This is a genomic window from Pseudoalteromonas obscura (genome assembly GCF_030135505.1).
In the GTDB taxonomy this organism is placed as follows: domain Bacteria; phylum Pseudomonadota; class Gammaproteobacteria; order Enterobacterales; family Alteromonadaceae; genus Pseudoalteromonas; species Pseudoalteromonas obscura.
Genome location: NZ_JASJUT010000007.1, coordinates 243370 through 267777, shown reverse-complemented (window position 1 = coordinate 267777; position 24408 = coordinate 243370). Strand labels below are relative to the sequence as shown.

The window sequence follows — 24408 nt, the reverse complement described above, 5'->3', positions numbered from 1 at the left end:
CATTTTTAATGCCAAAAAAAGCGGTGCGCAGCACCGCCTCAGTAACTAATTGTTATTTTGATTTAGGGTCATACATCCACAATGTGTTGTTGTACTTCCAAGATGAACTGTGATCTTCTCCGATAAGAATACGACCGTCACGCATAACAACAACATTGTCAGGCTGCGCTAATTGACTTGCATCACAACGCTCAGAAGCATCCAGCGATGAACGATAAGTTGAGCCCATCACAACAGGTTCAATACGGGTTAAGCTATAGTTGTTATCAATGTGCGCGCGATATACACCACCGCAATCTTTTACACGAGCAGACAATTGAATGTCGCCTTGGCCATCAATCATGGTGTTATCGATATCTGCGATACCTATATATAAGTAGGCTTTTTCTACTACTTCACCTGCGATCACATCTTGACCAGTCACAGCTTCAAGCACACGATCATGGTTTATTGCCAAACCTTCAAGCTTACGCCATTCTGCGGTTGCGCCCTTAAGACGTGCCGCTTGGCGTGACTCTAAAAATGCCACACGGTCATCCATAGGTTTACCGGCTGTCACAGGTGATCCGCCTAGCGCTTCAGTAGGGTAGGTTGCATTACCATTCGCCCAAGCCTCTACATCTTCCATGGAAATATAGTTGGTTTTACCATCTACATAGCTTTCAGGCGTAATGCCATCATACTCAACTATCCAATCTAAAATAGCTGCGTTAGTACCCGTTGCAATCTCTATCCACTCGATGTCAAACCCTGTAACAGCTGGATCTGATAAGCCTTTATCTTGCATAAGCTTTGCGCCATATAAAGTACCAGAGCTAAGATCTTCAGCGGTATCGGCAACAAATTTGAACAGCACACCACCGGTATCATCTTGAGAGGAGTAAACAGTGCGTCTATCAGGCATGACAACTGCATTTTCATGCTCATATCGCCCAATCGTATAATGTTTTTCAACAACAGGCTTATCTGCCATCGGAGATTTTACTTCTGCAATGTAGCCATAACGATATGGGTTCGGTGATTCAGGTGCTAAAAACTCTCTAAATTGAGTCAAACGGGTGCTTACAACCGGTGCATTCCACTCTGGAGCTGTGGTTGTATCAACAGCCGAATTGACAATCCACTCTTCTGAGGTCAGCGGAGTTCCCCAAGGAGATACTGAGCCAAAACAGTTTGCCGCTGTGCCTTTTACTGAGTCGAAGTCGATCATCATGGCCTGCTCAACGCTCCATTGGCCATTTTCACTCTTGCTCATTTTCAAACGGCTCATGCCGCCTGGGTAATCTTCCCAGTTGGTGAACAAATAACCTGAGTTTTCTGATTCATAGATAAAACCATTAAAATCTGGCATGTCATTTTTAATGATTTCGTTGCCTGAGGTCATACCGTAGATTACACCGAGTCCACCCGCTAAACTGTTTGTTCCTAGGTCATTAAATGTGTCACCACTTTGACCTAAGATTTGGTATTGGCCTATTGCAGTTACAACTGTTTGTTCCTCAAATTCAGTTGCATGAAGTGGAGCATCAACTAAATTGCGAGGCAGTTTATTGAAGTTAACACCAGTAAGTACGCCCACTGTTCCTGTATTAAATGGACGATTGTTAAAGCTATCTACCGCCGTGTTTTCATCGCTAGGGTGTTGCGCGTTAAAAAATAGGTCACCTTGCTCAGTTAAGAAAATCCCCGTTACTTCCGAGCCTCTAGGTACAGTCGCGATCCGCACTAGACCGGTACCGCCATTGATACCATCAGCACCATTAACGCCGTCAATTCCATCTACGCCGTCTGTGCCTTTTTCTCCATCAGCACCGTCAGTGCCATTGGCTCCATCAACGCCATTCTCGCCATTAATACCATTAGTGCCATCCTTACCATTAGTGCCATCAGCTCCATTGATTCCATTTGAACCATTTTCACCAGCAGGCCCTGCGGTCCCTTGCTCACCTTGAATACCTTGTTGACCTTGAACTCCTGGTGCACCATCATCTCCACTACATGCCGTTAGTGCCAAAGTGACGGCTGAGGCAATTAACGAATAGGCTATGCGCTTCATTTTTATTACTCCGATTTATTTGTTGCTACATTGGGTTTTTAATAGGCGCACATAGCCTGACCGGAAGTAATGACATTTAAGTTGATGAAAGATGAAACTTTTTGGTCATAAACAAGACAATATCAAGATTACTGTAAAGGGGCTTTACACTGTCAAACATCCTCATGCTGCATAAATATTAACTCATCAATCGCATAGCCAGAGTCTTTGGCAGTCTTTTTAAAGTCCTCCAAAACCCTTTGAGGTACATGAGGTGTACGCGACAATAACCATAGATACTCCCTATCATAACTAGTTACATAAGCGTACTGATAGTGAGCGTGGTCTAGCTTAAATACAATATAGCTACCATAGAAAGGCCCCCAAAATGATACTTTCAGATGACCGATGTCTTGTGAAGATACAAACTTGGCTACCCCTTTAGCTTGTTTCCAAGTACTTGTATCCGTGACATAGCCTCGGTTAATAACCGCTACGCTGCCATCTTCATTTAACATATAGGTTGCAGTCACATTTTGCATTCCTCGCTCAAAACGATGATCGAGCCTAGCAATTTCATACCATGTACCTTGGTAACGCAGTAGATCAAAATTATTGACGGGCGTGATACCTTTGGGGACACCCGTACAAGCCGTCAATATTAGTAATAAACCAATAACACCTATTTTCGACAATTGAGTTAATTTCAAAGCGCTATCCTCCTAAATTGTTGAGTGGGCTGATACAATCCCTACCTTGGTCAATACGGCCATTTAGCGCCGAGCGATCTGCTGGCTGGTAAAATTTTAAGTCTTTGAAATAACGTTACAGTCCATGAAAATACTAACTCACGGTTTTGGGGCAGCAAAAGGGGTTTTGGCCGTCTATGTTGAACGCCGTCCAAACCTAGAAAAATACATAAATCTACAGGATGTCATTCCACTACAGCAGGGGGAGATAGACTATATCAATCAAGAATGCGGTAATGGTTGGCGCAAGCTATTCAATGTTTACGGCAAGTTTATTGCCCAGTTGCAGCATCCAGATCATCATTTTACTAACCAGAGCAAAGGTACTGGAACATGGCAACATTATCGTGACAATGCCTTGTTACAAAGCCATAGCCAAGAGGCATTACTATTTTCTCCCCCAAATTTAGAGCGAAACAGCTATCAATGGCATATTATCGCAGGCCGAACTTACGCCAAGCGGTTATTAAGAGATCACGATTTTACCCACTCAATGGTATGGATAGACGAAGAGTTTGCGATTGACCGCATAAATAAAGTTATCGTATGTCCGTATTTTGACTATCGTCAGCTTAGCAACATAAAAATCACCAAGCTGGTTGAGCTTATTCAAGACCATTCAAGCTGAACAATCACGCTTATTAAGGATGAAAGCGCTAAAGCCTAGCGCTTTAAAGTACGATATAGGCGAATCAAAACCGGCATATTTAGCAAGCTCGTCCAGGCGCGCTGTATCTATTGGATAAAACTCATTTATAAAATTGCTGCGCATAGTAGTAACACCTACTTCAGATAACCCCAAGTGCTTTTGGCAGTAATTTAGCTGTGCTTCTCGCTCGAATGAGGTCTCCGGCAACGTAAGATCGGCCAAAAAAAGTGCTCCGGCAGTGCCCAAGTTTGCACATATTTGCTCGAACAACTTCATTTTACTACCGTCGTCTTTAACAAAATGCATAACCAATAAACACAGAGCCACATCCGCTTGGTACTGGCCTTGCAACAAAGGGCCATGATGGATGGTGACTCTGTCGCTCAGTCCTAAGTTGGTAAAATGCTGATCTGCGATGGCCAACATATCGGCCGAAACATCTTGTACAATAAAATGCCAAGTGGGATTGTATTGAGCCAGCTCAATTACTTCTTTACCTGTGCCCGCGCCCACAATCAAGATAGTTGCATTTTGCTCAAGCATTACGCCCAGCTGCGCCGCAGTCGTGTGATGCAGTAATTCATACCCAGGCACCAGCTTTCCAATTCGTTGATCATAACTCAGTGCTTCATCACCGGTAAATGTCGGCATCTCTTTCCCCTTTAACTTTCCTTAGTGCTGACGGTTGAATATCCGCCCGATTGTTTTTTAATTCGAATTTGCGTAGCAACACGCTCCGTCATTTGTGCAACATGGGATATCACGCCAACTTTTCGCCCTTGAGATTGCAACGCATCTAATGCATCCAAAGCGACACTCAGAGTTTCCGGATCAAGTGTGCCAAACCCTTCATCGATAAACAAAGAGTTAATTTGCACTTGATTGGAGGACAGCGAAGCCAGACCCAACGCTAAGGCCAAAGACACCAAAAATGATTCCCCCCCTGACAATGTGTTCACACTGCGTTGCTCATCAGCCATATCTCTGTCAATAATCGCTATTTCAAGTGATTGTCCAATCACAGTGAGGCGATAGCGACGTGATAGGCTAGTTAAATGGTGATTTGCATAATGTAAGAGTATTTTCAGGGTTTGGGTTTGCGCTAAGTTACGCATTGTCTTACCAGTCGCGTCACCGAGCAAGCGATTGAGTAAATGCCAGTGCTCATAATCAGTTTGCATTTGATTCAAGGTGCTTTGCTGCGCCTGTAATTTATCTATGTTGTCTTGGTGTGTTTGTAAAGCCACAGAAACAGTCACAATATGCGCTTGCAACTCAGTTTGCTGACCATTTAATTTCTCTACGGCAGCGGTCAAATCAACCTCTGTTAGACTCGGTTGTGCTTGCTCTGCATGCCCACTCAAGTTTTGTCTTACGTGATCTAACTGGGAACGAGTGCCATTTCGTTGCTGTTCTAATTGTTGTGATTGGGTTAGTAACGCTTGCCATTGTGATGACTGCCACCCAAGCAATTCATCAACCAATGCAATATCCAATATTGGATATTGGTTTTGCGTCTCTTTGAGCCACTCATCAAAGCGGGCCTGATTTTTTTCAAGTTCGACTTGATACTCTTCGCACTGCTGCTGTAAATGCTTTATTCGCAGTGCCTGCTCATCATGTCGCTTGTTCATAGCACTTAGCATGTCTTTTTGTGCCTGAACTTGTTGTTGTGCCTGTGTCATACCATCTTGCAGTTGCTGACGCCACTGATCCGAAGTTACTTCAAGGACCAATAATTGACTTCTACTACTTCGCGCTGCTTCAGCCTGTTGTTGGTGTTTAGTGATCTCGGTATTTAAGCCCTGCAACTGAGTTGTAACCTTGTCCAGCAACGTTTGCGTTGTGGTCAGTTGTGGCGCGCATTGCTCTATTGATTTAACAATTTTCGCAGCCTTATCTTGCAGTTCAATAAACGCTGTGACTTGTTCAGACAAAACCTTGATTGCTTCAACAGGCCCCTCTTTGAACTGAGCCAACCAATCAGTATGGTCATATACCTGCGCAACACGTTCGGCTAGTTGCGAACTCATATCAATCAGTTCGGCCTCTCGCTGCTTCAATGCCGAGTACGATTGCTCAAACGCCTGAAGTTGTTGTTGATGTTGCGTTAAGGTTTCGCGCTGCGTTTGCAATTGCTGTGAACTGCTTTGCAACACTTGCCATTTTTGTTGCTGGACTTTGCTTAGTTCGCTATATAAAGACAGGTTTTTGTCTATATCCTGCAATTGCTCTACATGGCTATTAAAATCTCTAAGCGACTCGGGAAGTTCGCTTAACAAAGTTTGATTAATCTGCTGCTTTTGGACCAATTGTGCCTTTTGTTGCAGCGCAGCTTGAAGCTGACCATTAACTTGTTCTAGCTGAGAAACAACATCATGGTAACGTGCCTGTGTTTGCTGCCTAGCTTGCTCTGCAGCTTGAAACTGTCCTTCAAAGTCACGGATCAATTGTTGCCAGTGACTATCAATATGATCTACCCGGTAGGGATGCTCTGTGGCACCACAGACCATACACTCTTTTCCGTGCTCAAGCTGACTGCGCAGCGCACTGATATTATCACTGGCACGTAACTTAACCTGATGTAAGTTTTCTTGAGTTAACATCAGCTGTTGCCGTGTTAGTTCATCTTGGTGCTCAGCATCTTTGCGCTGCGTATCCGCACTGTGTTGTTGATGACGCAATCCATCAATTTGAGCCTGTAATTGCAGCGAGTCATTATTGAGCTCTGTCTGCTGTGCAAATGCTTGCTGAGCCTTAATCAGTTGAGATTTGTGGAATTGTAACTTTTCATAATCCAACTCATTCAGACGGTGTTGCAACTGATTGACTTCGGCCTGCATTCCCTCAACTTGATTTTCTAACTCAGCACATTGAGGTTGAAATTGCATAACCGCTTGGTTTGCATCTTGGCACTTGGCTTCAAGTGTGCACTTCTCATTCGCTATCGCTTTTAAGTCATCATGAGCACGAAGCGTTTGCTGCAATACTTCGCGAGTTTCAGGCCAAGATGAAGCCAATGTGCCCATTTTTGGAGACTGAGAAATCAAACTCTCTACTAAGGCTTGCTCATGCTCAAGTGCGGTCAATTGTGTTCGCAGCCCGTTTAATTCATTTACATATTGATGTTCTAGCGTAGCTTGCTGAGTAACTTGCGTGCGAAACTGTGCCGCGAGTTTAATATGTTCATTATAGGTTTGATCATATTCAGCCACCTTAGCGATATCTGGCTGGTGCTTCTGCCACAGCGCTTGTGCCTGCGACAGCTTCTCTGTACACGCGTCAAGTAGGCCATTCTGCGCATTAATTTCACTTTGAATATCAACGGCTGTCAAAGAGACGATGTCGTCCTGCATACGTTGTATGCTCGTTGTCAACTGCACAGCTTGTGCCCGGTTATCTGAAACCTGCTGAGATAACTCCGCCAAATGCGCCCGCTTGAACGATTCACTGTGCTCAGAAATCACAGCCTCTTGTTCAAGCAGTGTTTTATTGAGTGCATCTAATTGCTGCTCTAGTTTTGCCTTGGTCACATACCAAGCTAGTTGCTGTTCAAGGCTTTTTGTCTCTTGGTGTAACTGACCTTGCTTTTCTTTGAGCTCACTTAACTGAAGCTGCTTTTGTTGAAGCTCATCATCACTGAGTAATTCAATATCACCTAACTTTTGTTTAAACAAAGATAGTGCTTCAGACTTTTGTTTGTGAAACTCAAAAATCGTTTTCCCCACGCGACTAAACTGCTCAGTCGCGGTGAGACACTCTAATAACTGTGCTCGCTCATCGGCATTGGCCTTTAAAAATGCAGCAAAATCATGCTGCGCCAACAACACCGCGCGCGTAAACTGCTCAAAGCTCAAGCCGATTAATTGCAGCAACTTTTGCTTGGCCACAGATTTTTGTGCAAGTACTTGTTCGCCCGTTGCATCTAATAAAAGCAATTCTGCTTCTTTTATACGGCCATCGACTTTATTGCGTGCCCGAGCAACTTGCCAACGAGCTGTATATTGCTCTGCATCTTGACCGATAAAACCCACTTGAGCAAACCCCGACACAGTTCCTCGGCGTAATAAGTGTCTTGGATCGCTGAGTTTTATTTCGTCCCCATTAAATGACACTTTATTTTTGGAGTCAGACTTTAAGCGCGCTGTTTTACCGTAAAATGCCAAGCAAATGGCATCCAATAAGGTGCTTTTCCCTGCTCCGGTCTCTCCGGTAATGGCAAATAGCCCTGTGTCTTTAAGGGGTGGCGCTGTAAAGTCAATAGAAGCTTCAGGCAGTGAAGCAAGGTTTTTTACCTGTATTGTCAGTATTTTCATGATCCCTCTTGCTCATTGATTGCCACTAACACCGTTTCTAGACATTTTTTTAACTCAACTGGGAGCGATGATTTCCCATCGATCTGCTCTTTATAAGCCAGCTCTAATAAGGTCAAAGGCGCAAGTTCATTCACCTTACTTAAATCTTCAAACAGTAAATCCGCTTCACCTTCCACTGCATTTGAAACACGTTCAATACCACAAAAGTGTACTCGTTTATCAGCAAGAGCCTGCTCAATCTTGAAGCGGAACTGGCTGTCCGTTTCATTCGCATTTAAACGCAGTCGCAAATACGGTTTTGGTATTTCACCGTCTTGCGGTAACTCCAAGTTCTGGAGTGCATCGCACAATTCATCTAGCGTTGCCCCTCCTTTTTCAGGTAATAAGATCACTTCTTTGTGCCTTGGCACAAACCGAGAAGTAATACTGCTGATTTGTTTGCCGCTAAACTCAATCAATACGACTTGATGTTTATAGTTTCGCTCGGCAAAGGACATCGGGAATGGGGTACCGCTGTAGCGAATTGTCTCATCATTTGCGACTTTTTGAGCTTTGTGCAAGTGCCCCAATGCAATATAATCAGGTGTGTCGCCAAATACATCCGCATGAATTGAATCAAATCCACCTATGGTAATGTTGCGCTCAGAATCAGAGGAAATATCGCCGCCTTTGGCATGTAGGTGTCCCATTGCTATCACAGGTAGTGTTACATCTTTAAGCTGTTTGTAGGCAGAATCATAGGCGTGTTTTACAGCACATGCATACCCATTGTCTTCACTGTCAGCCTGTGCCATGTCAGCACTGCGTAGAAATGGCATAGCAACTATATTGACTAGGCCATGGCGTGTTTCAATTAACTTCACAACATTCTGTGGTTGATTTTTGTCAAATCGACCAACCACATAGGTGTCAAATTGCTGTAACAAAGGTTTGGCAGTCTCAATACGGTTAGCGGAGTCGTGATTGCCGGCAATGATCACAATATGCAGATGAGGTAAGCTCAACTTGGCCTGTTTGATAAACGCATACAACTGCTGCTCGGCAGATGCTGGGGGAGTTGCTGTATGATAAATATCACCACTGACTATCAATAGATCAGCGTCGACTTGCACTAGCTCTTGAACAAGCCAGTCTAAAAAAGCCTGATGTTCTTCATATCTATTATGTTCGAAAAATTGTTGGCCGAGGTGCCAGTCTGATGTGTGTACAACCTTCATACAGCGTTCCTTTCCTATTTAGGAACGCTAATATAACATTGCTTGGGGCTAATTATTAATAGCTCAATCGCCACCAAGCAAAAATTAATAGTGGCAACGCCAATAATAGTAACATTGGTGCTCTGTAAAGCTTACTTTGTTTTGCTTCCAATCGTTTTATGGCTGCTCGCTCGTTGCACGCAGCCACCTTGTCTACATAACAATAGCCGTTTTCAATATACGCTTTACAATTTTGTTCGTCAGCAGGTATCGCTACTAACTTCTCTTGTTTTTTTAGTATGTAAAAGTCCATACCGCTCACCACATTTTTTCTATAAACGGGTATTAATCAATGAGCAAAACTAACGCCAGTTTTACCCAAAATAAGGAAGAGCGCGATTTTAATGATAAATAATGCCAAATATCAACAGTAAATCTGGGGTTTTTAAATTTTTTTTCAAAATAGAGACAATAAATATGAAAAATGAGCACTTGGCATACAATAAAAATTGTCATTTTCTCATCACTCTCGACTACTCATCTAGCCTAATAGAAAGAGCTGAACAATTTCTGAACCTAAAGCTCACTCATACAATTTATTACATTTGATCCTAAATATGATGAAGATTATGTGGTTAACCCAACACAAAGCAAAAACGTGATATTATCTCAACAAACCAAAGAGGTCAAAAAGTCGACAAACCACTTGCTAGAATCGACAAAAAATCACAATAATCCTCTTCAACAATTGCAAAATAAAGTAGACTATACGTAAGTGAGTAAACACTATCACTTTAAAGTTAAGGAGTGAGATTTATGAGAACTTGGCTTTTTGCCGGGCTCAGCTTGATTTGGGCTCTGCCAAGTCAAGCACACAAGTTAAAAGTTTCCCTAGCAACGGCAAAAGTATTGCCTGACAGTGGGTACATAAAAATTGAGTATCGATTTCATTTACATGATTTAGAGCATGCTGTTGTTCATTTGTTTAATGACACAAGGAGCATCCATCAGGACAAAAAAATACAACAGCAATTCATTGACTATGTGTACACTCAAACGTCGCTTAGGCGACTAAGCGGACAAGCACTGGCCTTGTCCAAGCCCACATACGAAATAGATAACAAATACTTATGGGTGTATCAAGATGCACAATACACTAAAAGTATTCCATTGAAAGGCTTACAAATGCGCCACGGCGTATTAAGAGACATTTGGCCTCAGCAAATTAACCTAGTTAACTTTAGAGGTATGGGGGCCGTAAAGACGATGTACTTTGATAAAAACGATAATTGGTTAACCGTGCAATTTGAAGGTAAAAAAGATAACAAGAAGTAAAACTGATTCAACGCTATAAATTATGCTGCGTACTCAGATGCCTAAGAACACATCAACTTAAATTTCAGTGCCAATCAATACAAAGCGTTTTTTCGCTTAATATTAGAACGTTCTTAATCAATCACGATTTATCAATAATATGCCTCAATTCAAGGTATTCAGCAGGGGCCGCCCACTCGTCAAAAGGGATAGTGATGTGGCTGTTTGGCTCGAACAATTGTTCATACACAAAATACCACATCAAACATTTACCTTATGCGCTCAATTGCAGCTCACTCACTGACATACTTGCTCATCACGCGCAGCAAATTGAGAATCGCAGCGCAAGAACGCTTCGCCTTGTTGGTCAAAAAATCGTCCATACCAACCAGAGTAGCGGTCCAGTTCAAGCTCTAAAAAACCAAATTTGGCCTGCTCATTTCCGTTGGCTTCAAGCCCATCAATGACGGCTTCAAAGCTTGTATAAGGCAATTCCTCACTCAGGCTCACACCACTATTTCCAACCACAATTTGCGGTGGACGCCTATATTGTTTGTCAAAACTCAAAGATTGATAGATATGCATATGACCAGATAAAGCGAGCGTAACCTGCTCTGGTAAACGCCCCAAAGGCGTATCTGCTAACGCTCGCTGCAACATAATATTCAACGTATTGTCAGTTGCGACATTGTTGACGCCCCAAAGCGGCCTATGCGTCACTGTCCAAATAGGTTTATTGGGATATTTGCTGGCAAATTTTTGCAGTGATTCATATTGGCTTTGATACTGAGCTGTAAGCGCATTTGAAAACCTGTCGTCACAAGCGTTGGCCGAGTCTTGAACCCAAATATTGTGCTTATCAAGCTTGAGCATATAGGGATCTATCATGGTTATCGCAGAAACCGCTGAACTTAAAGGTTGAGCAAAATCCCCCTGTGCGGGGCAAGCGCTTTGTACAATACCTTCTTTTAATTCTGAACCTGGACCGAAAAAGTAAAACCAGCCTAGACCCGCGCGACTGCAAAGCTCATGGTTTCCTCTAGCGAACACCCATGGCGCTTTGGTCAAAATAGCCTCAGCAGCACTAAAAAAGTCTGCACGCCAAGCGCGCCAAGTATCCGGTTTCGGACTCCCCTGTGCATTTTGGCTATAGTAGGTTTCTTCTAAACCGCAGGTTTTCCCGCCATATCCACCATCGCCAGCATCGTAGGCATAGACACCTTTACTGATACTGCCACTGGTACCTCGATAATTGTAATCCCCCATATGCAAAATAAGATCAACGTCACGTTTTGCACCTTCTGTTATCAAGGTTTTAAACGGCTCTGCGGGTCCATTTCCATTGCACACATGTGCTTTACACCCTGAATCTCCATACACTTGAATATACTTGGGGTTTAAAGTTATTGCGTCAAACTTTAGCTCTGTGCCACCCACCATATATGCAATGCCTGCCTTCGCGGTTGCTTCACATACAGTGACAGGAAAGTTATCACCTGGATGCAAACCTCGAATGCGCATTTGACTTCGCTCACCACTTTCACTTTCCAATACTGGACAAACCTGATGCTTGGTGTGAATACCCGGTATGATGGCCCGAATATAAATCAGGGTGTCGCCTTGGCTACTCGGCGCAAGCATTGAGTACGCCGTGATCACTTCCGCTTTTTTAAGGGGCTTTGGGCTACTACAGCTGGCCAGTATCAACAGCCCACATAATATACTTACGACTCGCATGTTCGTTTTCCTTCTAATTTGCGTCACTAATTCCTTGTTTAGTGTAGTAAAAGTTCTGTAAATGGGTATTACAGATGTTTACCTACACAGGCTATGTGCTACTTTGCTGCTGCAATATCTCGCCACTTAATACCAAACTTTGCCAAGTACTTTTGCAATCGACTGGAATCATTCGCCGTGGATTTTTGAGTCCTGCTCACATCAAATAACACGCGCCCTGCAGCTGCCATACTCGGGCTTTGCAAACAAACGGTGACTACATATTCTAACTGCTGACGGTCAAACGCATCTAAACTGGCAATTTGCCCATCGCTCAAAATATGAATTAAGCAAGATCCGTGCAGAGTAGCGTTGGTCGATTGCCAATCTCTTTGTAATCGACTTATTTCATCGTCCACATCATCTTTACTGATCCTTGAACCGTCAGCGAGTGTGGCAAGACGGATCATCGATGATCCTAGATCTCTAAAATTGCCTTGCCATGTTGCACGTTCACTGTGGGCAAAGTTTAAATACGCCATACGTGCTTCTTTGTTAAATCTGACTCGACGCCCTTGCTCTTGGCTATATTTGTCCAGCTCAAAGTCAATATTGGCATCAATATCTTCACGACGGTCTTTCAATGCTGGTAGCTGGTATGTCCATAAATTTATCCGTGCCAATAAATCTTCTCGAAACGTGCCGCGCTCTACATTTGCTTTTAAATCCCGGTTTGTGCCCGCTATTAATTGAAATTGACTGCTCACTTCTCTATCGCTACCAACAGGGTGAAATTGCTTATTTTCTATTGCCCGTAATAGCATTGCTTGCTCTTCAAGCCCTAGCTCACCGACCTCGTCAAGAAAGAGTAGGCCATTGTCTGCTGCCATTAAAAAACCGTCTCGTGCTTGCTGTGCGCCAGTAAATGCGCCTTTGGTATGCCCAAATAAAGCAGCCATGGCATTCTCTCCCTTAAGCGTTGCACAATTCACCACGACCAAATCACCCCGCAAAGTATTGCGCTGCTTTTTTAGTTGGTAAATTCTTGCTGCCAGTTGGCTTTTCCCAGCACCTGTGGGGCCGGTTAATAAGATAGGCGCACTAGAGCGAATAGCCACTTTTTCAATTTGCGTAATGAGGCGATTAAAAGCAGGGTTTTTTGTCTCTATTCCCCCTTTGAGAAAGCTTTCACCCTGCTGATGTTCAATATCAAAACGCTGAGCTAATTGATCATACTTAGACAAGTCCAAATCAATTGTATGAACCTGGCCAACTGATTTATTTTCATTATTAGGATCTGGGGACGTTTGTACTAATCGTCCGGGAAATTGACGGCTTTCAGTCAATAAATAGCTACAAATTTGCGCAACATGCGTACCGGTAGTAATGTGAAATAAGTACTCTCGACTATCTAGGTCAAAGTCGATGGTCTGGCAAAAGTCATAGAGCTTGGCATATACCTCCCCAAAATCCCAAGGATCTTCAAAGTTAGTTTCAACCAGTTGTACCGATGTTTCTGGTGATACGGTCTCAATATCAACAGCAATATTGTTGGCAAGTCGAAAGCTCCGTTCACCATGTAATAGGTACAGCTTATTGATAATGAGATCTTCTTGACTGACTAACGAAATATTAGGCCGCCAACGTTGCCACCTATCCACTCGCTTACCGACGAAATCTAACTGGGTCCCAAGCAGACTTACCGCTACTACTTCCTTCAAAACACATATCCAAATAGATAAACCAATATCCAAATAGAAACATTAATACAAAATAAGCACAAGCCTTATTCCAGTTAAAAACTTAATTAAAATAAATTTAATCATTAAAAGTCATAAACTTAAAAAAATACCAACGTATTTTTCATATGCTTGGCACACCATTTGATATATCTAGTCTGTAGCTTGATAGCGTGTTTCTAAATAACACCACGGTGCGACTTACTCTGTAAGCACGTATTCCGATATTAACTACTCAAAATGGAAAACACTTAGGTGCGGGGTTCGACTCCCCATTTTTGATAGATAGCTCAATGGTAGAGCCGCGAACATAGTTTTCGTTTGTTGCGGGTTCGAGTCCCGCTCTAATCACCATAAATAAAATACAAATCATCTTTGATTGATACAAATTTACTGGGCTGTAAAGCTCAAAACTTTGCACGTAGCCGCCGCTAACACTCAGGCAAAACTCGCAAGGTAACTCCCGTCGTTGGCAAGCTGGATGCTCCCCAAAGACGCAGTTATCAAGCCAATTAGGTCATAGCTAGCAGGCCGCTACCATGCAGTATAAGGATTAAAAATATGAAATTTATAAAACAACAAATTGTCGCTGAGACGAAACGCGTACTGGTATATAGGAATAAACATTTTGACCGTGTACTTACACCCGGAAAACACCGTTTTTGGGACTTTAAAAACGAACTAGAGTTTGTAACTTTCGATATCGACACACTTTACTTTACAGCACCTGATGCTGTACGTATGTACCACACATACCCAGCACTACAATCACATATAAGCCACTTTAAACTCACAGAACAAGAGGTTGGCCTACTGTATTTAAATGACACGCTAAAAGGGGCCGTAGCACCAGGCGAAGAGCTATATTTTTGGAAAGATGCAGGGGATATCCGATTAGAGAAAATTGATCTCACAACTCAATTTTACGTCGCAGACAGTACATTAAAACTCATTGAAAAAGCGGGACTAAACCTCGCCTCTAAACTTATTAAAAGCGCTAAAACCAGCGCCTGTAAGCCTATTTACGAGATGACGGTAAAACGCGACCATGTTGGCTTTTTGTTTGCCGATAATCAACTTGTTAAAGAGCTGCCACCAGGTCGCTATGGTGTGTGGCAATTTAATCGCGACTATGAATTTAAAAGCTTTGACTGTCGCACAATAACAGCGCGTGACGGTGCAGATATATACGACAAAAATAAAACAATTAAGAGTATGTCACATCAAGTTATTGGAGAGCAGGAAGTAGGGCTACTGTATGTAAATCAGGTTTTAAAAGGCATCGTCCCTCCCGGCGAACACCTGTACTTATGGAAAGACGCTGGAGATATCCATTTGGAGAGAGTGGATATCAGCGAAAACATATATGTCAATGCAGCCACAATGGCAAACGTAAATAGATTGGGTCTCAATTGCGCAGCAAAACTCTTTAAGAGCGAGACGGCTGTGAGCTGTAACCCTATTGTCGATGTATCAATTGAGAGTGAGCATATCGGGTTGCTCTATGTCGACAATGTGCTAGTTAGAAAGCTGCCGCCTGGTCACTATGGTATGTGGCAGTTTAATAGAGACATTGAACTAAAAGTATTCGACTGTCGTGCCCAAATGCTTGAGGTATCTGGTCAAGAAATCTTAAGCAAAGACAGGGTGAGTCTACGTATAAATCTAACTGCGAGTATACAAGTCACTGATGCAGTTATCGCCTCACAAAGCACTGAGGACGTTATGTCGTTCGCCTACAACATATTGCAGTTGGCACTGAGAGAAGCTGTAGGAACGCAAAACCTAGATGACTTGTTACTCGACAAACTATACATAAACGAAACCCTAAGAGACATTGTTGGAACTCAATTGCAAGCCGTAGGCGTCAAGCTAGTTAATGTTGGCATGAAGGACATCATCTTACCCGGTGAGATGAAATCGATATTAAACCAGGTTGTAGAAGCACAAAAAGCGGCCGAAGCCAATGTTATTAAACGGCGCGAAGAAACAGCAGCGACCCGAAGTTTACACAACACAGCAAAAGTGATGGAGAACAACCCAACATTAATGCGTCTAAAAGAGCTCGAAGCACTAGAAAAGATCGCAGACAAAATAGATAGCCTAACTGTCTATGGCGGGCTGGAAGGGCTGATGAATAACGCCGTGAAACTAAGTCACCAATAAGGGAAAACCAATGTGTAAAGAACAATACGAAGTAATAAAGAACGACAATAATTACCCGATTAAAGCGTGGACAAAAGGCGTGCCATTTGAACCAGCAGCACAACAACAACTAGAAAATATTGCAGCTATGGACATTGTGCATAGCCACATTGCCGTCATGCCTGACGTTCACTTAGGAAAAGGAGCAACCATAGGCAGTGTTATCCCCTCAATTGATGCAGTGATCCCCGCAGCTGTCGGTGTTGATATCGGTTGCGGTATGGTCGCAACGAGAACAACCTTAAAAGCCAGCGACCTACCTGACAATCTCAAGTCGATACGCAGCGCTTTTGAAGCGGCAGTGCCTCATGGTCGCACAGCCAATCGCGGTAAGCGAGACAAAGGTGCATGGGGAAATATCCCCAAACTGGTGGCGAAAGAATGGCAAACGTTGGAAACTCGATTCGACAGAATTTGTGATAAACATCCAGCAATTGCTAAAAGCAACCATGTTAACCACTTGGGTACAATGGGCACAGGTAATCACTTTTTAGAACTCTGTATAGATGAGCATCAATCTGTTTGGATCATGCTGCATTCCGGCAGCCGTGGCGTAGGCAATCGTATTGGTACTTACTTTATTGAACTCGCAAAAAAAGAAATGCAACGTCATCAACAACATTTGCCAGATTTGGATCTTGCTTACTTAAAAGAGGGCAGTGCCTATTTTGATGATTACGTTGAAGCCGTAGAATGGGCACAAGATTTCGCAGCCAAAAACCGCGAGATAATGATGTTTAACGCTCTAAAAGCATTGCGCGAAGAACTACCAATTCCATTTGAGACCATAGATGTTGCAGTTAACTGCCACCACAATTACATTTCCCGCGAGGAACACTTTGGAAAACAATGTTATGTCACTCGTAAAGGGGCTTTACGCGCAGAAAGAGGCGAAATGGGGATAATCCCTGGCAATATGGGGGCACGCTCATACATAGTTAGGGGGCTTGGCAATCCAGATAGCTTCAATAGTTGCAGCCATGGAGCAGGTCGCGTTATGTCACGTACCAAGGCTAAAAAGACCTACAACATCGCAGATCAGGTAGCGGCAACAAAAGGCGTGGAGTGCCGCAAAGACCAAGCGGTCATCGACGAGATCCCGCACGCTTATAAAGATATAGACAAGGTAATGGCTGCACAACAAGATTTAGTAGAAGTCGTGCACACATTAAAACAAGTAGTATGTGTAAAAGGTTAATAATGACTCATAAAAAAACAATAATCATAGACGGTTCAAAAGGCGAGGGCGGTGGGCAAGTTTTAAGAACTTCACTGAGCTTATCTATGCTAAACAATCAGCCCATCGAAATCCGTAACATTCGTGCAGGCCGTAAAAAGCCAGGACTGATGCGACAGCATTTGACCTGTGTACTTGCGGCACAACAGATCAGTAATGCGGCTGTTGAAGGCGCAGAGCTAAATTCGCAATATATTAAATTTACCCCAAATGCAGTCGAACCAGGCGAGTATGAATTCAAAATTGGCACAGCGGGCAGTACCGTGCTGGTATGTCAAACCATATTGCTTCCCTTGGTATTGGCAGGAAGGGCATCAAGCTTAAAACTGCATGGCGGCACGCACAATGGCATGTCTCCTTCTTTGACCTTTTTTGAGCATTCATTTTTGCCAGCACTTCAAACTATGGGCATCTCTTGCCAAGTAAAAACCACCAAGTTGGGGTTTTTCCCTGCTGGTGGCGGCTGTTGGCAAATAGATATCGACCCTACAGATACATTATCACCCTGTCTGTTTGAGCAACCCGGATTAGAGTTAGAACAACAAAGTCACTGTAAAGCGATGTCAATTGTTGCCGGGGTAAAAAACTCTGTCGCAAAAAGAGAGATCGAAGAAGCGAAAAAGCGACTTGGTTGGAATGCGCCCCATACAGAGATATTAAATTGCGCAGCACACGGGCAAGGCAATAGCTTTCACTTAAGTGTTGGCCATCAAAATCAAGTAGCCATGTTCGAACAAATGGGTGAACTTGGTCTAAGCGCAGAAAAAGTAGCCGAGAGAACCGTCGACGCTCTAAAAGCTTATTTGAACTCGGGCGCCGCAATTGAAGAGCACTTGGCGGATCAATTACTTCTGCCCATGGTACTGGCTGGAAAAGGCAGCTTTACCACCACGCAGCTAAGTAGCCACACCACTACCAATATTGATGTGATCAGACAAATAACGGGGACCTGTATCAAAACACAACAACTTAACGACAAGCTTTGGAAAGTTTTTTTGGATTAGCTATGAACGTACCAGAATATAGCATCGCACCAGAGATACACCATGACATAATGACACGCATCAAAAGCACTGAACAAGAGCATAACGTAAAGGTCCTTTACGCCATTGAGTCTGGTAGCCGCGCTTGGGGGTTTGCATCTCCTAATAGTGACTATGATGTCCGCTTTATCTATGCCCATCCCAAAGGTTGGTATTTGTCAGTGATGCTAGAAGACCAAAGAGACGTGATTGAATACCCCATTGTCGACGATATTGATATTAATGGCTGGGATTTAAGAAAAGCACTAAAACTACTGCGCGTCTCAAACCCAGCGATTGGTGAATGGCTTCAATCACCCATTGTTTATATCAACCATAACCACTTTCAAACACAGGTGATGGCACTTTTTAAACAGTACTATAAAACAGAACGAGGGTTGTACCATTATTTCAATATGGCTAAAAACAACTATCGAGGTTATTTGAAAAATGAATATGTTCCGCGTAAAAAATATCTCTATGTTTTGCGTGCACTATGTGCAGCAAGGTGGATAGAGCGCTTTAAAAGCCCACCCCCATCGAGTTTACAGCCTTGGTGACAGCTGTTGTAGATGACAGTGCCTTGTTTGACGAGATCCAGAAACTGGTAGTAGAAAAACAGCACACTACAGAAAAAGCACTAGGGCCGCAAATTCAGATACTTAATCGGTTTATTGAAGCCGAACTCAATCATTTCAATTATCAATTCGATAAGTCAGATGTAGACCAAAACACAGCGGCACTGGATAAGGTCTTTTTGCACTTGTTAGATTTTATATAATTGATTAAACCGCACGTTGAGTATGTAATTTTCTACCCAAAACTCGGCACTGCATATCCACTTTTAACCACAATGCACCAACAAAATGACACGTTACCACGTTGATGTAGCTCTTTGAAATATAATAATATTCATCAAATTTAGTTCTGCACACATTAAATCTATCTACACGATACATTTGCATTTAAAATAGGGACTCACGTAAGAGCTCCCTCTTCCATTTACTAAAATAAACAAAATATACGAGTAACAAAAAAATGAAAAAAATAGCACTATTTGCCTTTTTGGCACTGTCGTTTAATGCAAGTGCAGCTTGGTCAGGGCTAAAAGAGATCCACACAATCAAAGCACAAAGCAATGGTGTTTATGTTCAACTGAAAAGCTTCACAAACACAGATAACAGTGTTCAGTGCACATATAACAATGGCTTTTTTTTGGAGTTCAAATCAGCTGAAGAGTATCAAACACGCGTTTCAATGTTATTGGCTGCGTATATGGCAGGTAAACCGGTAAATATTAGCTACAACAGCTGCGCACTTGGCTATCTGAGTGTAGGCAGTGTTTCTTTGAACTAACATTAAGAAAGCAAACGAGCTTGCAAGGATGCCGCTCGCTATCTCACACATAAGAAAACGCCAAGCAATACTTAGTTGTCAGCTAAACTTTTTTACCCTCGTCAAAAATACCTGCCAACAAATTAGTGTGCGCGTCCCACCAGCTGAAACTCCAATCTGATAGTCAATAGGCTTTAAATTAATTTAATAAAAGCAGTAAATTTACCAGCTCGTAATACGACTTATAATAATGAACTCTATTAATTGAAAGAAAAGTTACGATGAGCGGAATGAATAACTGGCCAGCTGATGCAGACGGCGATGTACTGCGCATATTAGAAGAAAGAGATTTTGACTTCGATAAAACACACAACATTGAGTTTTATATTGAATTTAATAACTGGCCACTCACTGACAAGCAACAGCGAGAAATCACCGAAAACTTACCAAGTGCAAGCTTTTTAGACTCTGACCAAGAATCAATTGCTGATGGAGACGCGCCCGGATATGTATTGTATACGGCTAACAATATCGTCACTCACGAATTTGTCGGCCAGGAGCAAGCGAGGCTAAGCCGTCTTGTCGAACACCTAAATGGAGTTTGTAATTCATGGGCTGTTTGTAGCCCTTGTAGCTAATTAAAGTAACTCCTTTTTGCACTGACCAATCACCGCAATTGAACAGATAGGGTGGGTTGGTGCAATTTAATCCCAATAACTGCTTATTCTCGCCCATGCCAGTAAACAACTAACTGTCATTCTATGAGTGCTTTTCAACTATAAATTACCGACGTCCCGATCTAAACATAGTGTACTACATTCTCCTGACGACACTTTATCTATAAAACTTGACCCAAAAAATAGCAGGCTGTAGAAAAAGTATCTAACTTAACATGAGCGTGAATTCCTCTGTATCTAACTCCACAGTATTTGACTCTGCTCAAACATCGCCACTTAAGGAGTAAAATGACTACCTCAAACATTGTTTTAAAACAGCAAGCACCAACAGTCGAAGAATTCGCAGCGATCAGAGCATTGATTGGCTGGTCTAATCCGCAGCTGAGCACCCTAGCAAACAGTATGCGTGCAACATTATTTTGGGTTTCTGCGTATCGTGACAAGAAGCTAATAGGCACGGGCCGCGTTATCGGTGATGGTTCCATGTACTTCTACATTCAAGACATCATTGTTCACCCCGAACATCAAAACATTGGGCTAGGTTCTCAAATTATGGGGAAAATCGGTACTTATCTGGATAAAAACTGCCAGTCTGGTGCAACAATTGGTTTGCTAGCAGCCCAAGGTAAGGAAGCATTTTACGAAAAGTTTGGCTTTACCGCTCGTGATGGCACAAAACTCGGCTTAGGCATGTGTAAGTTTATATGACGTGGACCCGTCAATTTCAGGGGACAATCACAAGTTAAGTGACGTAGCTGTACAACTTAAAAAAGGAACATTGGGGCTGAACAACAGCCTCCAAAATGAAAAAGCGTTAGCTATTTCATGAACTCTTTGTAAGTTTTACCAATAAACAAATCCTTTTGCTTTAAATTGACTAGATGCTTACATGTTGAAGTAAATACTGGCAACTGGACTACCCCCGTTTCTTGTCCAGTCGGTACTAGAGCCATAAAAGCATTGCGTTTATATGCTTTGCTCGGTTGCCTTTGACGCTTGTTCACAATGGCCTTTGCCAAATATTTGCCTTGCTCTACGGCAAGATAACCAAGCTTTGCTTCTCCGACTTCGGCAATATCACCGAGTGCATAAAAATTGTCTTGTCCAACCACTTCTAAGCGTTCATTGACAACAACAAGCCCTTTATCGTTTAGCAGATGCTTAAAGTGCGGCTGTAAAAATGCATTGTTTGGTTTAGTGCCTGTGGCCATGTATACGACATCCGGCGTTATTTCATGCCCACTGCGTTCATCTTTATAGCTATTCCCACTTTGTTGATAGTTACTTTTCAATTTAATGTGCACACCTAAATTGGCCAATTGCTGGTGGGCTTTACGTTGTGCTTTTTCACTAAAGCCATCGAGAACAGCATGACCTTTGTGCACCAATGTCACATTGACGCCTTCGATCGCATATGCAATTTCACCAGCAAGCTCGACTCCGACAACACCGCCACCTATGATTAAAACCTCTGATGCACTTTTGAGCTTGTCATAGTGGCGTTTTAGCTCACCTTCTCTATCACGTAAAGTAGACGCATCAATGGATTTTGCCAGAGGCAGTGTTGGGTATTTGGATCCTGTTGCAATCACAACTTGTTCAAAACTAATAATTTCGCCGTTTTCAAGTAAAGCAGTGTTATCGCGCAGCACTTGTACTGCGCTTTGCACAAAACTCCCCGCTAAAATATCCCGATAATACCTGCGTGCTAACCCTTTCGCTTTATCTGGGTCAGCCACCTCTCTTAACACTGCATAGGTCACCTCAAAGTAATCTTTTCTATCGACTAATGTTGTTTTGATCCCATTTTTTTGTAACTTTTGCGCTACCGTGACGCCACCAAAGCCTCCACCTATGATTAATACTTGGGTTTTCATATTTACTCTCTCCACTCACTAGACGAGCGATAGCATATACCGTTGCAAATTTGTTTTTAATGCGTAATTAAAATACCCTTATGTGCATATTTGCAACGCAATACTGACTATGGATAAATGGACCGAATTTAAAACAGCGTATCGATTAGCAAAATTGAGAACGCTCAGTGCCACGGCAGAAGACTTAGGCATACATCGCTCGACGGTGATGCGCCACATTGACGCCTTAGAAGCACACATTGGCGTAAAGTTATTCCAACGTAATGACAAAGGCTATATTCCCACTGAGGCGGGGTTGGAGGTAATGCGTTTAGGGGAAATCACCGATGTACAGTTTAAGCAATTTATCGATAAAACAACCAACCCAAGTGCACTGATGGAAGGCGTTCTTAAGATCACCTGTGTCAGTGAACTGTCTGTTTTACTTTTTCCTGTGATCCGGCAATTCCAGACACGATATCCGAATGTGCGCTTTGAAATCCTCGGTGATATTCGCAAATATGATCTAGAGTACGGGGAAGCGGACCTAGCGATCCGAATGGGAGAAAAGCCACAAACACTCGACAATATTGTCATTCCATTTCAGCGGATTGACGTAATTCTATGTGCACACCAAACGTATATCGAAAAACATGGTCTACCAACACCAGGTGATGTATCCCAGCATCAGTTTCTAGCAAACTCAGAACGCATTGCGCACTTGCCATGGAATGAGTGGATCCATACCCACATTCCACACAGTAACATAGTCACCACCAGCAACTCTTATCAAGTACTGGACCATGCACTCCATGCTGGGTGCGGGATCTCCATCGCCACCAAACAAGCTGTGCAAAGTAACAATCTACTCCATGAACTCGCAATCGGCGACCACTGGCAAGTCAACAGCTGGATATTAGTTCACCGTGACATTATTCATATACCTAAGGTAAGAAAGTTCATAGATATGTTGAAATGCGCTTCCCCCTTCGGTGAGACTTAAGTTATACCGATGGGTTGAAGAGACTTTCAAAAACAATTAACTGCGCCTATGTTATTCGTCACCTTCATCTATTTCTTGTAAGAAACCTGCGAGCACATGCCTGTTGTGTGCTAGCTGAGCGACTTTTTCATCCACCTCTCGCAATTGGGCGTTTAGAAGCACTCTCAACTCATCACAAGGCTCAAAAATAGGCCGCTCCCCACGCACACAAGGTAGAAATACTTGGATGGTGCTCAAAGTCATGCCTGCAGAGTTTAGTAACTTAACTCTCTCTAATGTTTGCACTTCTCGTTGATCATAATCACGGTATCCGGAAGCGGACCGCCGTGGCTTTAAAAGCCCTTGCTCCTCATAATAGCGTAGCATTCGTATACTCACGCCGGTTAGTTTGGATAATTCACCAATTTTCATACTGGGCTCTTGACTCTAACAGCACTGTGAGGGTTTATATTATTGGCTTCCAAAAGCAAATTCAACGGAAGTAAAGTATGAAAAATCAAGATGTTGTACAACAAGTCTTTATCAACGGCCGACGTCAACCCAATTCAGAAACTAACCCATTAGTATTTGCAGGCTTTGCACACTTCAGTGCCATGCAAGTACGAAATGGCAAGGTTAAAGGGGTGGATTTACACTTAGAACGATTGCGCCTAGCTTCACTGACCCTTTTTGGTAAATCAGTGAGTGACGCTCAACTTCTATCTTACATTCGTGAAGCAATTGCAAATTCCTCCGATGATTGCTCGCTGAGCGTGACCCTTTACTCTGCTCATGGTGAATTTACTACTCGTAGTATGAATACTCATCCCAATGTACTGGTGAACACCAGTGCACCATCAAATGGGCCTCAAGGCCCTTTAAGGCTAACTACTATTCCACACGAAAGACATTTACCAGAAATAAAACATGTGGGGGAAATTGGTAAAACTTACTACCTGCATCAAGCTAAATCGCTCGGATTTGATGATGCATTATTTATCGATAAGCAAGGTCGCATAAGCGAAGGGACAATTTGGAATGTCGCTTTTTGGGATGGCAATCACGTTATTTGGCCAAGCGCCGCAATGTTAAAAGGCACCATGATGAGTATGTTACAACGTCAATTGACCAAGTTAAATGTGCCACAACGCACCACGCAATTAACACTCGATGAGCTCAGTTCATTCACAGGGGCGGTTGTTATGAATTCATGGACACCCGCAGTGAGTGTAAAGGGCATTGACAGTGAATCGTTTGAGCAATCGGATACACTCAAGAACATGCTACACCGAGCCTACGAAACTGAAATGGCAAAAGCAGTTTAAATATTTATGGGATAATTGCGATACTAGTGTGTACCGTTTTGCAGCACCTAACATC

Annotated in this window: 20 protein-coding genes, 1 tRNA gene and 1 pseudogene; 12 read left to right on the top strand and 10 right to left on the bottom strand. The window is 42.9% G+C overall.

All coding sequences use genetic code 11. The features are described 5' to 3' along the window. Window positions 1–52: 52 nt before the first annotated feature. Together QNM18_RS17070 and QNM18_RS17065 are read right to left on the bottom strand one after the other, a co-directional pair. Window positions 53–2056, bottom strand: a complete 2004-nt coding sequence (locus QNM18_RS17070; protein ID WP_211011752.1) for an alkaline phosphatase PhoX — start codon at window positions 2054–2056, stop codon at window positions 53–55. A gap of 152 nt (window positions 2057–2208) precedes the next feature. Further along, window positions 2209–2745: a lipocalin family protein gene (locus tag QNM18_RS17065; protein ID WP_284137904.1), complete on the bottom strand. Its 537-nt coding sequence runs from the start codon at window positions 2743–2745 to the stop codon at window positions 2209–2211. 124 nt (window positions 2746–2869) lie between these two features. Between QNM18_RS17065 and QNM18_RS17060 the strand changes: the two genes are divergently transcribed. Next, on the top strand, window positions 2870–3412 hold the full coding sequence (locus tag QNM18_RS17060) for a DUF6942 family protein (protein WP_211011753.1): 543 nt from the start codon (window positions 2870–2872) through the stop codon (window positions 3410–3412). Here QNM18_RS17060 and QNM18_RS17055 read toward each other — a convergent pair. From QNM18_RS17055 to QNM18_RS17040, 4 genes are read right to left on the bottom strand one after another with little or no spacing between them, the layout of a single operon-like run. Beyond that, window positions 3404–4084, bottom strand: coding sequence for a class I SAM-dependent methyltransferase (locus QNM18_RS17055; protein WP_284137903.1), 681 nt, complete (start codon window positions 4082–4084; stop codon window positions 3404–3406). The two genes, QNM18_RS17060 and QNM18_RS17055, sit on opposite strands and share 9 nt — an antisense overlap. An 11-nt stretch (window positions 4085–4095) precedes the next feature. Further along, window positions 4096–7749: an AAA family ATPase gene (locus tag QNM18_RS17050; protein ID WP_284137902.1), complete on the bottom strand. Its 3654-nt coding sequence runs from the start codon at window positions 7747–7749 to the stop codon at window positions 4096–4098. After that, window positions 7746–8966 carry an exonuclease SbcCD subunit D gene (locus tag QNM18_RS17045; protein ID WP_284137901.1) on the bottom strand — a complete coding sequence of 407 codons (1221 nt, stop codon included), beginning with the start codon at window positions 8964–8966 and terminating at the stop codon, window positions 7746–7748. Before QNM18_RS17045 ends, QNM18_RS17050 begins: the two co-directional genes overlap by 4 nt. Window positions 8967–9021: 55 nt before the next feature. Continuing rightward, window positions 9022–9258, bottom strand: a complete 237-nt coding sequence (locus tag QNM18_RS17040) for a hypothetical protein (RefSeq protein ID WP_023400100.1) — start codon at window positions 9256–9258, stop codon at window positions 9022–9024. Between the two features lie 503 nt (window positions 9259–9761). Between QNM18_RS17040 and QNM18_RS17035 the strand changes: the two genes are divergently transcribed. Next, complete coding sequence (locus QNM18_RS17035; RefSeq protein WP_211011757.1) at window positions 9762–10280, top strand: DUF6702 family protein; 519 nt, start codon at window positions 9762–9764, stop codon at window positions 10278–10280. Window positions 10281–10556: 276 nt separating this feature from the next. On the opposite strand, the gene QNM18_RS17030 is transcribed toward QNM18_RS17035, so the two are convergent. After that, the gene (locus QNM18_RS17030; RefSeq protein ID WP_211011758.1) at window positions 10557–11996 is read right to left on the bottom strand and encodes a metallophosphoesterase; all 1440 of its coding nucleotides are present in this window, start codon (window positions 11994–11996) and stop codon (window positions 10557–10559) included. Between the two features lie 98 nt (window positions 11997–12094). Beyond that, entirely contained in the window at window positions 12095–13696 is a 1602-nt protein-coding gene (gene rtcR / locus QNM18_RS17025; protein WP_284137900.1) for an RNA repair transcriptional activator RtcR, read from the bottom strand. Window positions 13697–13994: 298 nt separating this feature from the next. On the opposite strand from rtcR, the gene QNM18_RS17020 reads away from it, so the two are divergent. The 8 genes and pseudogenes from QNM18_RS17020 to QNM18_RS16980 all read left to right on the top strand — a co-directional run bounded on the left by QNM18_RS17020 (window position 13995) and on the right by QNM18_RS16980 (window position 20898). After that, window positions 13995–14068 (top strand) — tRNA-Leu (locus QNM18_RS17020). A 207-nt stretch (window positions 14069–14275) separates the two neighbouring features. Beyond that, a complete protein-coding gene (locus tag QNM18_RS17015) occupies window positions 14276–15880 on the top strand; it encodes a slipin family protein (protein WP_284137899.1) in 1605 nt (534 codons plus the stop codon). A 10-nt stretch (window positions 15881–15890) separates the two neighbouring features. Beyond that, the gene (locus tag QNM18_RS17010; RefSeq protein ID WP_284137898.1) at window positions 15891–17117 is read left to right on the top strand and encodes an RtcB family protein; all 1227 of its coding nucleotides are present in this window, start codon (window positions 15891–15893) and stop codon (window positions 17115–17117) included. A 2-nt stretch (window positions 17118–17119) separates the two neighbouring features. Next, window positions 17120–18160 (top strand): RNA 3'-terminal phosphate cyclase, encoded by a 1041-nt coding sequence (gene rtcA, locus QNM18_RS17005; protein WP_284137897.1) that lies wholly within the window; start codon window positions 17120–17122, stop codon window positions 18158–18160. A 2-nt stretch (window positions 18161–18162) separates the two neighbouring features. After that, a pseudogene (locus QNM18_RS17000) lies at window positions 18163–18959 on the top strand (nucleotidyltransferase domain-containing protein). 257 nt (window positions 18960–19216) lie between these two features. Continuing rightward, window positions 19217–19534 carry a hypothetical protein gene (locus tag QNM18_RS16990; protein ID WP_211011764.1) on the top strand — a complete coding sequence of 106 codons (318 nt, stop codon included), beginning with the start codon at window positions 19217–19219 and terminating at the stop codon, window positions 19532–19534. A 269-nt stretch (window positions 19535–19803) separates the two neighbouring features. Continuing rightward, the gene (locus QNM18_RS16985; protein WP_211011765.1) at window positions 19804–20151 is read left to right on the top strand and encodes a ribonuclease E inhibitor RraB; all 348 of its coding nucleotides are present in this window, start codon (window positions 19804–19806) and stop codon (window positions 20149–20151) included. 327 nt (window positions 20152–20478) lie between these two features. Next, window positions 20479–20898 carry a GNAT family N-acetyltransferase gene (locus QNM18_RS16980; protein WP_284137894.1) on the top strand — a complete coding sequence of 140 codons (420 nt, stop codon included), beginning with the start codon at window positions 20479–20481 and terminating at the stop codon, window positions 20896–20898. Window positions 20899–21008: 110 nt separating this feature from the next. Here QNM18_RS16980 and QNM18_RS16975 read toward each other — a convergent pair whose 3' ends face one another. Then, window positions 21009–22067: an NAD(P)/FAD-dependent oxidoreductase gene (locus tag QNM18_RS16975; RefSeq protein ID WP_284137893.1), complete on the bottom strand. Its 1059-nt coding sequence runs from the start codon at window positions 22065–22067 to the stop codon at window positions 21009–21011. A gap of 109 nt (window positions 22068–22176) precedes the next feature. Here QNM18_RS16975 and QNM18_RS16970 point away from each other — a divergent pair, with 109 nt between their 5' ends. Next, the gene (locus tag QNM18_RS16970) at window positions 22177–23049 is read left to right on the top strand and encodes a LysR family transcriptional regulator (protein WP_284137892.1); all 873 of its coding nucleotides are present in this window, start codon (window positions 22177–22179) and stop codon (window positions 23047–23049) included. A 51-nt stretch (window positions 23050–23100) separates the two neighbouring features. Here QNM18_RS16970 and QNM18_RS16965 read toward each other — a convergent pair whose 3' ends face one another. Then, window positions 23101–23460 carry a MerR family transcriptional regulator gene (locus QNM18_RS16965; protein WP_211011769.1) on the bottom strand — a complete coding sequence of 120 codons (360 nt, stop codon included), beginning with the start codon at window positions 23458–23460 and terminating at the stop codon, window positions 23101–23103. A 77-nt stretch (window positions 23461–23537) separates the two neighbouring features. On the opposite strand from QNM18_RS16965, the gene QNM18_RS16960 reads away from it, so the two are divergent. After that, a complete protein-coding gene (locus QNM18_RS16960; protein WP_284137891.1) occupies window positions 23538–24353 on the top strand; it encodes an aminotransferase class IV family protein in 816 nt (271 codons plus the stop codon). Window positions 24354–24408: the final 55 nt, after the last annotated feature.

Bases quoted from the DNA above. Each gene is read 5' to 3' on its own strand.
- QNM18_RS16960 (WP_284137891.1), top strand. From the start codon at position 23,538: ATGAAAAATCAAGATGTTGTACAACAAGTCTTTATCAACGGCCGACGT.
- QNM18_RS16990 (WP_211011764.1), top strand. From the start codon at position 19,217: ATGAAAAAAATAGCACTATTTGCCTTTTTGGCACTGTCGTTTAATGCA.
- QNM18_RS17060 (WP_211011753.1), top strand. From the start codon at position 2,870: ATGAAAATACTAACTCACGGTTTTGGGGCAGCAAAAGGGGTTTTGGCC.
- QNM18_RS17015 (WP_284137899.1), top strand. From the start codon at position 14,276: ATGAAATTTATAAAACAACAAATTGTCGCTGAGACGAAACGCGTACTG.
- rtcA (WP_284137897.1), top strand. From the start codon at position 17,120: ATGACTCATAAAAAAACAATAATCATAGACGGTTCAAAAGGCGAGGGC.
- QNM18_RS16980 (WP_284137894.1), top strand. From the start codon at position 20,479: ATGACTACCTCAAACATTGTTTTAAAACAGCAAGCACCAACAGTCGAA.
- QNM18_RS17030 (WP_211011758.1), bottom strand. From the start codon at position 11,996: ATGCGAGTCGTAAGTATATTATGTGGGCTGTTGATACTGGCCAGCTGT.
- QNM18_RS17040 (WP_023400100.1), bottom strand. From the start codon at position 9,258: ATGGACTTTTACATACTAAAAAAACAAGAGAAGTTAGTAGCGATACCT.
- QNM18_RS17055 (WP_284137903.1), bottom strand. From the start codon at position 4,084: ATGCCGACATTTACCGGTGATGAAGCACTGAGTTATGATCAACGAATT.
- QNM18_RS16965 (WP_211011769.1), bottom strand. From the start codon at position 23,460: ATGAAAATTGGTGAATTATCCAAACTAACCGGCGTGAGTATACGAATG.
- QNM18_RS17010 (WP_284137898.1), top strand. From the start codon at position 15,891: ATGTGTAAAGAACAATACGAAGTAATAAAGAACGACAATAATTACCCG.
- QNM18_RS16985 (WP_211011765.1), top strand. From the start codon at position 19,804: ATGAATAACTGGCCAGCTGATGCAGACGGCGATGTACTGCGCATATTA.
- QNM18_RS17050 (WP_284137902.1), bottom strand. From the start codon at position 7,749: ATGAAAATACTGACAATACAGGTAAAAAACCTTGCTTCACTGCCTGAA.
- QNM18_RS17070 (WP_211011752.1), bottom strand. From the start codon at position 2,056: ATGAAGCGCATAGCCTATTCGTTAATTGCCTCAGCCGTCACTTTGGCA.
- QNM18_RS16970 (WP_284137892.1), top strand. From the start codon at position 22,177: ATGGATAAATGGACCGAATTTAAAACAGCGTATCGATTAGCAAAATTG.
- QNM18_RS16975 (WP_284137893.1), bottom strand. From the start codon at position 22,067: ATGAAAACCCAAGTATTAATCATAGGTGGAGGCTTTGGTGGCGTCACG.
- QNM18_RS17035 (WP_211011757.1), top strand. From the start codon at position 9,762: ATGAGAACTTGGCTTTTTGCCGGGCTCAGCTTGATTTGGGCTCTGCCA.
- QNM18_RS17045 (WP_284137901.1), bottom strand. From the start codon at position 8,966: ATGAAGGTTGTACACACATCAGACTGGCACCTCGGCCAACAATTTTTC.